The organism is Mesorhizobium sp. f-mel (genome assembly GCF_053850215.1).
Genome location: NZ_JBSPTO010000013.1, coordinates 1 through 11,977, shown reverse-complemented (window position 1 = coordinate 11,977; position 11,977 = coordinate 1). Strand labels below are relative to the sequence as shown.

General features: G+C 58.3%; 6 protein-coding genes and 1 pseudogene. 1 reads left to right on the top strand and 6 read right to left on the bottom strand.

What is annotated here, in order from left to right; genetic code table 11:
* The first annotated feature begins 155 nt into the window (after positions 1 to 155).
* Positions 156 to 866 carry a helix-turn-helix transcriptional regulator gene (locus tag ACWUKX_RS17170; RefSeq protein WP_456008068.1) on the top strand — a complete coding sequence of 237 codons (711 nt, stop codon included), beginning with the start codon at positions 156 to 158 and terminating at the stop codon, positions 864 to 866.
* Positions 867 to 1,596: 730 nt separating this feature from the next.
* Here ACWUKX_RS17170 and ACWUKX_RS17165 read toward each other — a convergent pair.
* From ACWUKX_RS17165 to ACWUKX_RS17140, 6 genes and pseudogenes are all read right to left on the bottom strand, one after another.
* A pseudogene (locus ACWUKX_RS17165) lies at positions 1,597 to 1,746 on the bottom strand (UDP-glucuronate 5-epimerase); the annotation flags it as partial.
* 80 nt (positions 1,747 to 1,826) lie between these two features.
* Positions 1,827 to 4,040: an oligosaccharide flippase family protein gene (locus ACWUKX_RS17160; protein WP_456008067.1), complete on the bottom strand. Its 2,214-nt coding sequence runs from the start codon at positions 4,038 to 4,040 to the stop codon at positions 1,827 to 1,829.
* A 73-nt stretch (positions 4,041 to 4,113) separates the two neighbouring features.
* Positions 4,114 to 6,333, bottom strand: a complete 2,220-nt coding sequence (locus ACWUKX_RS17155; protein ID WP_456008066.1) for a GumC family protein — start codon at positions 6,331 to 6,333, stop codon at positions 4,114 to 4,116.
* 1 nt (position 6,334) lies between these two features.
* Positions 6,335 to 8,332 carry an asparagine synthase (glutamine-hydrolyzing) gene (gene asnB, locus ACWUKX_RS17150; RefSeq protein ID WP_456008065.1) on the bottom strand — a complete coding sequence of 666 codons (1,998 nt, stop codon included), beginning with the start codon at positions 8,330 to 8,332 and terminating at the stop codon, positions 6,335 to 6,337.
* A gap of 5 nt (positions 8,333 to 8,337) precedes the next feature.
* Complete coding sequence (locus ACWUKX_RS17145) at positions 8,338 to 9,606, bottom strand: O-antigen ligase family protein (protein WP_456008064.1); 1,269 nt, start codon at positions 9,604 to 9,606, stop codon at positions 8,338 to 8,340.
* A complete protein-coding gene (locus ACWUKX_RS17140) occupies positions 9,603 to 10,829 on the bottom strand; it encodes a glycosyltransferase family 4 protein (RefSeq protein WP_456008188.1) in 1,227 nt (408 codons plus the stop codon). Before ACWUKX_RS17140 ends, ACWUKX_RS17145 begins: the two co-directional genes overlap by 4 nt.
* Positions 10,830 to 11,977 lie beyond the last annotated feature (1,148 nt).

Sequence of the window (11,977 nt, the reverse complement as noted above, 5' to 3'; positions counted from 1 at the left end):
AACCGACGGGGGGAGGCATGACTTGGTCAGAACTCCTCAGAATATATCGAGTTTCAACGTAATAGGGCCCGTTTTTGCGAGCCCTATGCATAGAAGACTGTATGTAACTCCCGAACAACTTATTTTCGGGCTGTGAAACTTGGGGAGGTTGAAAAATGACTCTGATCGATAGACATAGCGATATCGTTGCGGGCAAACGATACATTACAATAGGGACCAAGTATAACGCCGGCACGCAGATGACGCGGCCCTCGTATACTTATCCTTCAGCTCGAGCATCAGATCGGCCGGACGCAGAGGGCGACGAACCAAAGAAACGCAGCCTGGAATCCATCACCGGCATGCTCGATCGCATCGGCTGCGGATATCTCGTACTGAACCGCGAAAGAAAAGTAATCGAATGGAACGCAGCCGCCCAAACCACACTGGAGCGCCAGGGCGAAGCGGCTGATACAGCCGGTGAGCTTTCGATAGCCCTAAGGCGGCTGATCGCAAATGTTCCGGCCCATTTCCTGCCGGGCTCACTGTCTTGGGTGGTGATCCGCAGCAGAAGCGACAGGCCGGTGATACTGAAAGAGAACGGCCTTATCGCTCCTGACGGAACGAGCATTGTGGCATTGCTGGACCGTGAGAACAGGTCGGGGCCAAATCCTCAGACACTGCAAAGGATGTTTGGCTTGACGAGCGCGGAAACGCACCTTGCGCTGCGCTTGGCTCAGGGCGATGCGCCGTTGGAGATCGCCCGCAGTTGGCGCCTCAGCCGCACCACGATCCGCTCCCAGCTTGCCTCGCTATTCGCCAAGACCGAAACGAGACGTCAGGCGGAACTGGTGGCTCTTCTGGGGCGCATTTCGGTGTTGCCGTAAGGGCCGCCGCCTAGAGCATGTTCCATCCCGATAGAACGGGATGGAACCCTAACTTGTTATTTTACCATGATCTTTCCTGAAGCCCGGTTTGCGCTTTTCGGGACCATGGTCTGGTTCCCAGGCGCCGGGCGTCGGCATCCACCAGGATTCAGGCGACCGGAATTTGGAGCCGCTCCAACATAGTTGCCCAACTACGGCTGGCTTCGATGCGCCGGCGTACAGCGTCCGCGGCGGGGACCACCGGTTAAACAATGATCCACACAACCAGTCTGCTCTTTCCGCGCGCTGAAGATGGAATCCGTTTGATCGCGATCAGACCCGCTCCGCGGTGGAACTAGCCCGGGCAGGTTCGATCCTCGTCACCGGCTTCCTTGGCTATCACGTGGCCTTGTAGCTTGGGCGGCACGGAATCGAGGTCGTGAACGTCGACAATTTCACACCCCTTTTTATGATCCAACACTAACGAAGCTGGTTTTGCACGCCTCTGTGCCGAGCCGGGGTTCACCCCGCTGCGAATGGATCTGGCGGACTCGGCGCGCCTTCAGCTGCTGTTGTCAAACTTTCAGCCGTCACACTTTGTGCACCTCGCCGCTCAGGGCCGGCGTGCGCCGGCGCGAGTGTCCAGAAACTTCGCGGCGGCAAAGGTACATCGCTGGCCAGCCGTCTCGATGATTGAATCAGCCAGCTGATCTCTTCTGGCCGGTCAATGCCGATATTGCAGATGCGATGCGGCGCAATGGTGCTCGGAAAACGGTATGGTCGGGCTCGACGAGGCGTAAACGAGGTGATCAATGCCGAAGTGCCAGCAGCCCTCAAGCACATTGAGAAACGCCACGATGTTCGACCTCACATAGGCATGCGGGTCAAGGAGTGAGTAACGTCAGCGACCTTCACAATGCTGTCGGCTCCGCATCAATTCTGGAGGGGCCCAATTTGGAATCCAGCTCCGAAAATCTCAGGTCAGCGCAAGAACCAATACCGTTGCTGGTGCTGGCCGTCGACTGCACCTGTTCTGAGTGACGTTAGCGCAAAGATCAGCGCAGGCATGATCTTCAGTCGTTTTCTGATATAGATCGCCATCGCCAAGTTCCAAACGGCCAATGCAAGCGCCAGGCCCACTGCAGCACCCAGCGGACCGTAAAGCTCGATTCCTGCCGCACAGCCTATGATACCGGCGACTGCGCCAACGATCATGGCGGCTGCTGCTGCCCATTCGTTTCCGGTCATGGTCAAGAGATTCAGCTGGGGTCCGCACAGCGCCACAAAGACATATCCGAGCATCAGTACCCGCGCGATGGGTGCTCCTGTGCTGAAATCCTCACCGAACCAGTTCATGAGAGGTTTAACGATCACAACCAGCGGGATGGCCATCGCTATGGCGCCGGCAGAGGAAAGTATGGCGGCTCGCGAAAATAACTGCTGCAAACCCTTCCGATCGCCTCGGGTGTGAAGGGCAGCCGCTGCAGGCGAAAACATCACGCCGACAGCAACGAGGGCGAGACTCACAAGCAACGCCACATTCAGTCCCAAGGCGAAGATTCCCGCGTCTCGAATATGACCTGTCCAACCCAGCACCATTACCCCGGCCCGACTGATGAAAACATCGAGCCCGGCCATGAGCATGATTGGCGGAACCGCCGCCCACCACTCATGCGACGCATCGCTGGGCTGAGTCTGCCGCAAGCCGGGCGGCTGAAACCTTGTCGCCATGATGAACACCAGTCCGACCGTGATGCCCGAACTTGCCAGCACCGCTTGCATCACCAGGGGTGCGTTGAGGGTCCATGATCCGGAAAAGGCCGCGACTCCCAGCAACATCAACAACAGGCCGTCGCGTACGATGCGTTCCGGCAGGAGGGCTGAGACACCACCGCCGAAGGCACGAATAAGTGCTGCACCCAACGCGGAGGCGGTGACCAAAGGCACTGCTGCCATGCCAAGGAGCTGGCTGATTTCAAGTTCCTTGTGAGAAGGATCTGAAAAGAAATAGATCAGAGCAGCGCCGATCATGCCGAACAGTGTCGCCGCCGCCAGCGATCTTTGCAGAGCAAACCTGACGACACCATGTGCCAGGTCAAGCCGCCCGTTTGCCCTGTAGGCGGACACGAAGCGCAGTAGGGAGACATTGAAACCAAGCGTTGCAAGATAGCCAAGCACGGAGGTCCAGGCCAGAACATAGGAATAGATGCCATAGCTGGTGGAACCGACGAGTCGCGCAATCAACAACTGCGCCAAGCTGGTCAACCCCGCACCACCGATATAGATCAAAAGAGCGAAGATGCTGGCGTAGCCGAGACTCCGGCCCATGTCTTTGTTGTGGGACAAAACTATATCCCCGGCGGCAAGAGAGGCCGCGGAAGTTTTTGCGGTCTTCATATCATTACAGTCGTGGTCAGCGTCGGGTATCTCATGGCCTTGGCTGCCTTTGGCCGCAGGTCCACCCCCGGCTTGCAAAATTTTCGAGATTATCTTCCGCTCAACACGCTGAATGCCTTCTAACGAGGACTGATCGTTGAGAGTGTGGATCGGAATGACTTTTCGGTCGGACCCAACGAGAATGTCATTTATGCTTTGAAATACCCCAAAACTGCGCATGTTTGTGTCAAAATCTGCCTCGAAAATTCGCTCCGCAGGCGCTTCATGCTCCATCCGCTGCTGCAAGCGCGTCTCCACGATCGCGCGTGGTGCAACAACTCTGAGCGTGAAATCAGCTGCGGGCGCGAGACTGAGTGCCTTTGCCATCGCAACCTTGTCTGCGGTTCCATTGAACATTGCCAGCGACGCAATCGCCTGGACGTAGCCCTGATCGAATATGACTACTTCTCTGGATTGCTTGGCCTCATCCCAGCGGCGCGAAAGCTTCAATATGTGCTGCCAGAGCCGGGCCCGCCATATTCTTTTGTCTGGCGGCATCACTCTTATCATGGAAAGGGACGTTGAAAGATCCTTGATCCTGCCTCTCGGAGAAAGCAGGATTTTCAATGTTGAAAATATCGCCGATATGATCCTGAAAATAGCCAGGAAGATCCCGAGATCGACGCTCGACCCCCTCTGGCGAGGCCGGTGACTGAGGGCAACCTTGGCGTGGTACCCCTCCTCCCGCAGTCGCCGGGCAAGGGCGTGAGCAAAGGTCCTCTTGCCGGATCCAGGCGGTCCGAAGAGTTCAATGATCATGGGTCCAATCCGATCGTGGCGATACCCGCGCGATTTCCGCAACCATCGTTGCTTCGAAGTCCGCTTGTGACGCTCATGATGTTTCCTCGAGCAAAAGATCAGCGCTGTCCCCGAACTGGTAGCCGGCGTGCTTCTTGAGATTGACCTGCGTGAGAACGCTCCCCACAGGGGCCGAATCTGACGCATCGCTAGCAAGCGTTTCCAAAACACCGCGCGCGATACTGCGTCGCGTCCTGCCCCAGCGAATGGCGAAAAGAACCGCATCAGCCCAGCCCGTCAGAAGCCCGGCCTCCGGCCCTCCAAGTCCCAGCGGTCCATTTATGATGACGACGCTGTAGATCGAGTGCAGCTCATCCGTGAACACGGAACTGTCGACCGTGGACAGCGACGCCAGCAGATCCTCCGACGGTGCGAGAGCCATGAAGTCGATTCCGATTTCAGGCATTCCCGCGATCGCATCGTGCAAGGCACAGCGTTCACTCACATAGTCCCCGAAAAAGTTGTGTGGCTTGAGCGCCGCGAATTCATCCAGGAATTCGTTCGTGAGGCGGGCGCCCGTGCGGTCAAGATCGAGGAAAAGCACTCGGCCCCCCAGTCGGGTGGCTGCCAAGGCCAAGCTCCATGCAAGCTCGGTCTTGCCATCATCCTGGACGCTGGACGTTACGAGAATGATGTGCGACGAGCGATCCCTCGCTTGCTTGGGTGCTGCGGCGACAAGTAGGGATGTCACGGCGCGGCTGTATCTGGACTTCTGCTGGCCTAAAACCAGCTGCTTCAGCCGTTTGGCGTGCATTGTGGCAGCTTGTGGTATCAGCCCCAAGCACGGAACCCCGAGCGCTGCCTCAGCTTCGGCCTCGCCCCGCAAAGTCTGATCGAGGCGGTTGCGAACGACAACGAAGACCCCGCCAAGAAGCCCAAACACAACCATACCAGGTGGAATAAGGAAAATCGGCGACAGGGTCTTAGGAACCGTCGGCGGCCATGCCGCCGAAAGGACCGACACTCCGGCCGAGGGAGTTGCGATGCGCCGTATCAAGTCCTGTTGTTGGGTCAGAAGCTGGTTGTATCGTTCCGTCAAGATACTGACCTGCGGCTCGAGTGCACGCAGCCCGGACAGCCGGCCGGCCGTGTCGGCCACAACCGCGTCGAGCACATTCTTGCGACTTTCCAGAGCTGCAATCTGGGCCCGGTAGATGCTGGCTTCCGCAGCGATACGAGCAGTGCCTTGTTCGATCTCGCGGTTGATCGCATCACTCAGATTTTTATCTGCCGTGTCATTGGCCTGGCGAGCCGCCAGGTCGGCCAGCGCCGGCGATCCGATAGCTTGAGCGAGCGAGGCAACCGATGCCCCCTCCTTTCGCAGCTCCTGAATATGTTGAAGGCGAGATTCCGTGGCGGAGAGATCCGCTTTCGACAAGGAAATCTGCTGGCTGAGTTCAGCCGTCTCCTTGGCGGCGTTGTCCGCAGCACCTTGGTCGACTGCACCATGGCTCAGCCGATACTTTTCCAGACGATCGGTCGCTTCTGCCAGATCGCGTTGTACGCCCGGCAGAGCCGCGACTATCGAGGTGAGTTCCAGTCTATCCGCTGCCTGGCGTCTCTTCGCGAGATCGTCGATATACAATCGGGCGAACGTATTAGCCACCATGGCGGCTCGCGCCGGATCGGGATCGGTAAAGCCTATGCTGATGACTCTCGATCGCAGTTCCTGCCCAACCCTCATGCCCTTTCGCAACGCCTTTAGTTCAGCCGCATCCGCAGCTTCCGGCTTGCCCTGCGGCCAAATTCCGGCCAGCAGGCCGTCTGCAAATGAGCGCAAAATCGGCCGGCCGCCGCGAGCAGGGTCGGGACGAGAACTTCCAGTTCCGCCATCACCTTGTTCGGCAGTGCCGCCAGCCTCCGTCTTGCGCAGCTCTGCCATCACGCGACGCAGATTTCCTTGCGACAAGAGCATGGTTATATTGTCGTCAATGCTGGCATCCAACATTTCCGGAGCAGGTACCGCGCCGGCGGGCCCATTCCTGCTTGGAGCATCGAGAATAACTTGCGTACTCGCCTCGAACCCGACAGGGACAGCAAAACCCGCAAGCCCGGCCAAAACACCGCCCAGAACCACCATGGCGAGCAGGAACCGTTTTCTCCTAGTGATGGTAATGAGGAGTTGATGGATTGAGCTCTGCGCGTCCATCTGTTCGCGCAGCGGCCGCCTCATGCGCGGCTTGGTCTCGTGCGCGGTTACGTGCATCTCAGTGGCGCGCGGAAGTTGCTTGCGGCTGATTATGGAACCTTCCATTTTATACTCCTGCCAGTTCGAGTACGCGATACGGGTCCGTTGCGGGCGCCGGCGGCCGACGGGCCTCGTTGCGCCAGGCCTGGAACATCAACGCCGCCCACAAATCACGAGAATGATCCTGCCTTCCATCCAAGTGATCTCGCCAGCACGTTTGGACCTTTGCGAAGTCGAAGATCCCGTCGCCGGACGGGCGGATATCGGCGAGCAGATCGCTGGCCCAGATACGCAGCGGCCCTCTGAGCCAGACTGCTATGGGGACGTCGAAGCCATGCTTTGGCCGGTCGATCAGCCGCTTGGGAACATACCGATGCAGCAACTGACGAAGGATCCACTTGCCTCTGCCGTGGCGAACCATTACGTCCGCCGGCAGCCGCCAGGCGAAGTCGACAACCCGATGATCGAGAAGCGGGCATCGGCCCTCAAGGCTGTTAGCCATGCTGGCGCGGTCCAGCTTCACCAGTATGTCGCCAGGCAGATAGCCGACCATGTCCTCGTACAGGAGACGTGACAGCAGACCATCCAGCTGCGGCGCACCATTGATCGATATGGGCGGCCTGTGATGGGTGAGGTTCTCGGTCGATGATTCCGTCAGCCGCTGATACAGCTCATCCTCATCTGCCGCGGCGAGCAGCCGAGCCAGGCGATCCAGCCGGTCGCTGCGCAGCGCATGCCGCGCATGTGCTGAAAGCGGCAGCTTGCTGACGAATTCGTGACGGGCTGCACGGGCCAGCAATCCAACAGCTGTCGCAAGCGTCTGACGCAGCGGCAACGGCAGCTCATGCTGTCGTTTAGCTCGGGCCGCCATGAGGTGGCGAGCGTAACCGGCGAAGCATTCGTCGCCACCGTCGCCCGACAGAGCCACCGTAACGTGCTGGCGAGCCAGCCGCGCCACGAGCAGAGTTGGTATCTGCGATTCGTCTGCAAACGGCTCGTCCCAGGTCTGTGGCAGTTCTGAGATGATATCGCGCGCGGAGGCGGGCGAAAGGTGAAGTTCGGTATGGTCGGTGCCCAGATGCCGGGCGACCTCAGCGGCGTGGGGTGCCTCATCAAACCCGCCTTCTCCAAATGCGATCGTGAACGTGCGCACCGGTTTTGAGGATTGAGCCTGCATCAGGGCTACAACAGCGGAGCTGTCGACGCCGCCAGATAGAAAGCCGCCCAGCGGCACATCGGCGACCATGCGTTGCCGAACCGCAAGTCTCAGCAGCTTGTCGAGTTCATTTGTCAGTTCTTGATCGGTGCCGGCGATTGGTTCCTGCCGACCTTTCTCGGCAACCTCGGCCAGCGACCACCATTGTCGGATGCGGTTCGAAAGGGACCCGGCACTGCGTGCGTGGGCGAAATCTGCGGCCGTCAGGGACAGAACCGAGCCGGGCGGCAGCTTGAAGACCCCTTGCCAGATGCACCTGTTGTCCGGTACCCATCCCCTCGACAGCATCGCCGCCGCCGCATCGAGATCGATCTCCTGACGGAAAGCTGGAAAACGGTTGATCGCCTTCAACTCGGAGGCAAAAACCAGTGCGTCGCGTGTTGAAGCAACGTAGAGCGGTTTTTTGCCCATTCGGTCGCGGGCGAGATGAAGGGTCCTCGTCTTCCGGTCCCACAATCCGAACGCGAACATGCCGGCAAAGCGCTTGAGTGCGGTGTCGAGTCCCCAATTCTCGATCGCGCACAGCATGACTTCGGTATCGCTGGTGCCGCGGAAACAATGGCCCGCGCCTTCAAGTTCGCGGCGCAGATCCTGGAAATTGTAAATTTCGCCGTTAAAGGTGATGGCATATCGGCCAGTTGCCGAATGCATCGGCTGGTGTCCCGCCTTTGACAAGTCGACGATGGCCAAACGCCTGTGGCCGAAGGCAACGCCGGCTTCACGATCTGCCCAGAAGCCGTCGCCATCAGGCCCACGGTGACGAAGGGCTGTCGTCATTTGCGCTATAGCCCTCAGCGGCTTTGCACTGGCCGCATCGTGTGCAAGAAGAATTCCGGCAATCCCACACATCCCATTCACCCCAGATCCCTGGAAGTTTTACTGGAAGTAGCCGAAACTGCTCGGGGCGTTCCGGCAACAAGGCAGAGGGTCAGCGCAAACCAAACGATCGGGTGGCGGATGATCAGGTGCGGAAACCCGTAAATCATGATCGCCACCACCAGCGCAAAAAGGGCATCGAGCTTCGCGCGCCATGCTGATATGGCCGCCGAGCCGACGATCCAAAGCAGGGCCAGGACCGCGATCAGACCACCTTGCGTGTATAGATCGAGGATCGTGTTGTGAGCCTCGAAAGGTTCGGGCAGAAACTGCCGATATTCGACCGAGGGGCGGTCCACATGCGGGCCAGGACCAAGGCCAAGAGACGCTGACGTCACGCCCTTGTAGACTGCATTACCCCAGAGCCTGACGCGAAGTGTAGCGGTTTCGGCGGTATCCTCGCCGCCCCTCCCCTTGCTGAGGCTCTTGGCGAAATTTTCAATGCTGCTTATGTCCCTGAGAACGTAGGGCGTCATCGACATCGCCAGGGGGAGGAAGCCGACCATCAGGAGGACGGCGACTTGCCGGGAAACGCTGCCCTTGTCACCGGTCGTGAGCCATGTCCGAACCCGCAGTCCTAGAAATATCAGGCAGGTCAGGACGCCTGTAAGAAGATAGGCATCACTCTTTGTCAGCCTACCTACATAGACGGTCAGAATAAGGCTGCTGAACCCGATCACCCTCCCCCATGGACTGCTTGTGGTCGTAGCAAGATGCAAAGCCAGCGGACCAAAGATTGCGCAATAAATAGCAATTTGGTTCGGATTCTCGGACCAGCCGATGAAGCGATCCCAGAACCAGGGATTGACACCGGGTTGGTGGATCCAACCCCACGCAAGTGCCAGCTGAAAGGTAAAGCATGCATTTGCTATCCAGATCACCCACCAGGCAGTGCGGCGCAGGTGGCGATCGGCGTCGGGCTCTGCGGCAGCCAGGCAGGTCACGCTGGCCAACAGCATGTATGCCATTATGTCGTGAATCGGCGCCGAGAGGTCCAGAACCGCCGTGGTCAGTAAGCCGACAATCGCACCGACCGCCAGGGTGAACGTCATGATCAGCCAGAAGGTCGCAAGACGGAACAGAGCCGGCGTGGCCTCCAAGTGACCACCGGCGATTACTCGCCCGATCGACAGCATGATCCAAAGTGATAAGAACAATTCGGTATATCCGAAGGGCAATCCCGGAACACCGAACTGCGTCGCATAGCCCATCGCAAGGCCGCAGGCCAGCAACGCATCCCGGATCATCGGCGTGCTCCACCCAATCCGCGGCTTGCGGCATCCTCTTCAAGCAAGATCGAGGACGCCGGTCGAGCAAGACCGCCTTGGGATTCGACGCTAAGGACACTTTTGTAGAGATCGCAATACTGGTCGACTACCCACGGCAGCGCGAACTGCTCCCGGACAAGCTCGACGGAACGACCGCCCATGATCTTTCCGCGACCGCGGTCGGACAGGATGTCTATTATTCGACACGCAAGGCCATCAGCATCGTGCGGTGGGACGAGATAGCCGTTCCATCCGTCTTCAACCACGTCATTGCAGCCAGGCATTCTTGAGGCGACGATAGGCAATCCCGCCAGTCCGGCTTCGAGCAGGACGCGCGGAATCCCTTCCCGATATTGTGTCGGAAAGGCAAACAGATCGGCCACGCCAAGAAGGGCTGGAACATCGCGTCGTGGGCCTAAGGCGATGACATGGGGGGCATATCGATCGATGTCCGATTTGTCGACGGCAAATGGCCCTTCGGATTCCCATGGGCCGACAAGCACGAAACGCGCATTAGGCCTTTTGGACAGGATGTGCGGGACTGCTTTGAGGAGTGTCGGGATACCCTTCTGGCGGGTCAGCCGGCCGACAAAAATTACGACTTCGGCGGATTGGAGTCCAAGCTCTTCGCGCATTTTCGCCGCTGACGGGGCAAGATGCCTTGCCATGGCGAACCCATCGACGTCGATTCCAGAACTGCGGATCAGCCGCCCGCTGCCGCGTCGGATCAGTCGATAGCGTTCAAAGAAGGCCTGATCGTCCCGATTTTGGAAGACCGTCGCAGCCGTCCAGAAGGACGAAAGCCATTGCAGTCCGCAAAAGATTGGACGCAGGGCCAGAGCCCGTGGCTCCTGCGACGAGAACGTCCAGCCCAGACCGTTGATCGTGCGGATGACGGGAGCCTTCCCGCGCACCGCAAGTGGCGTCAGCAGGTTCGGTTTGGTGTCGAAACTTTGGACAACATCCGGTCGCAGTTCCGACATTAATTTTCGAATCGTTCGGATGGCGCCCCACTCGCCGCTGCCGCCGCTGGCAAATCGGTCGAAACCATAGCGGTGATGCGGAATGCCATGCCGCGAAAACGCGGTTTCACCGCCACTCGAGACTGCGGTAACCCGAAAACCCCTTTCGCGAAGCGACATCAGGAACGGAATTCTTAAGGCGTGATCCTCGCCTCCCACACACACGAGATGCGGATTCATCCTGCCTCTCCCGACCATGTGCCGTCCCCGAATCGCGGGAAGTGGCGGGCTTTTGACTCTGCCTTCATGACCTTGGTTTCGCTTCTTCTGCGTGTATGGATGCCAAGTCACGGTACGGGCAGGCTTGCCTACTGTCCTCGTCTGTTTGCATGACGCAAACCGCATTTGGATCAAGGCCTTGCGAGCATAAGGCAGCTAAGCCTCCGGCTTGGCGAGGCAATCCACGCCAAGGACCTGCACAGGGTGTGCTACCGAGGCCGTATGGCGGGCCTCCTCGACGCGCATATCCTTCTGCGCAATGAGGGTGTGGCGGGATCGTTTGCACGTCGAACTTGAGGAAAAATCCTGCGGGCACGTTCACCGGCGGGCGGGGCAATCAAGGACGGCGCTTCCGATAACCGTCCGTTGTCACCTCAGTCTGGGTCGTTGCCAGCCTGAGCATCGTCCCGATCGTGGGCCGGTGCCTCAGTACGCTGGTTGAACCGCATCTCGGTCACTTCCGCCACTGGTAGAATCTGCCTGCGACCAGCAGGTAACCTAGTTCGACCATCTCCGATGTCGGCAATGTCGTTGGCGGATGACATCGTTATGAGAGAGCACCTCCCCACTGTGTCCACAGAAAATTGGGTTGCGACGCCAGAGAACATGGCCTGGCTCAGCACCTAGCTTAATGCAGTCAGATTTGCCCTCATGTAAGTGTATATTGTGCAGAAAAGCTATTCTGGCTGCCGTTCTATTCATGAACTCTAGTTGCCGGAAGTTAAAATCCGAGTTTTGTGGCGCCACTTCAGCGGGTCAGCATCACCAAGGCATCTTCACGAAATACCGACTTCGACGCCATCTACAATCTTATTGAAGGCCAACTACTAGACAGAAAATTACTATCGAAGACGGATCGCAAATAAGAATGTGAAAGACCACTCCGAAAAAACGTACAATTTATCTGAATGCCATGGCTTAGTTTATTCGATGATAAAACGGCATGTTACTTGGAAATGTCGTGGTTATCCTAAGTAAATTTCTGCTTCCGTGAGCCGATCCTGCCGGTGATCAACGAATCTATCAGAGGGGTGTGGGTATGTGATTTGGCGCTAATATACGCCGTCGAGTAGGCAGGCCACCGCGGGGCGCTAAGAAAAAAAGGATTA

Bases quoted from the DNA above. Each gene is read 5' to 3' on its own strand.
- ACWUKX_RS17145 (WP_456008064.1), bottom strand. From the start codon at position 9,606: ATGATCCGGGATGCGTTGCTGGCCTGCGGCCTTGCGATGGGCTATGCG.
- ACWUKX_RS17170 (WP_456008068.1), top strand. From the start codon at position 156: ATGACTCTGATCGATAGACATAGCGATATCGTTGCGGGCAAACGATAC.
- ACWUKX_RS17160 (WP_456008067.1), bottom strand. From the start codon at position 4,040: ATGATCATTGAACTCTTCGGACCGCCTGGATCCGGCAAGAGGACCTTT.
- asnB (WP_456008065.1), bottom strand. From the start codon at position 8,332: ATGTGTGGGATTGCCGGAATTCTTCTTGCACACGATGCGGCCAGTGCA.
- ACWUKX_RS17155 (WP_456008066.1), bottom strand. From the start codon at position 6,333: ATGGAAGGTTCCATAATCAGCCGCAAGCAACTTCCGCGCGCCACTGAG.
- ACWUKX_RS17140 (WP_456008188.1), bottom strand. From the start codon at position 10,829: ATGAATCCGCATCTCGTGTGTGTGGGAGGCGAGGATCACGCCTTAAGA.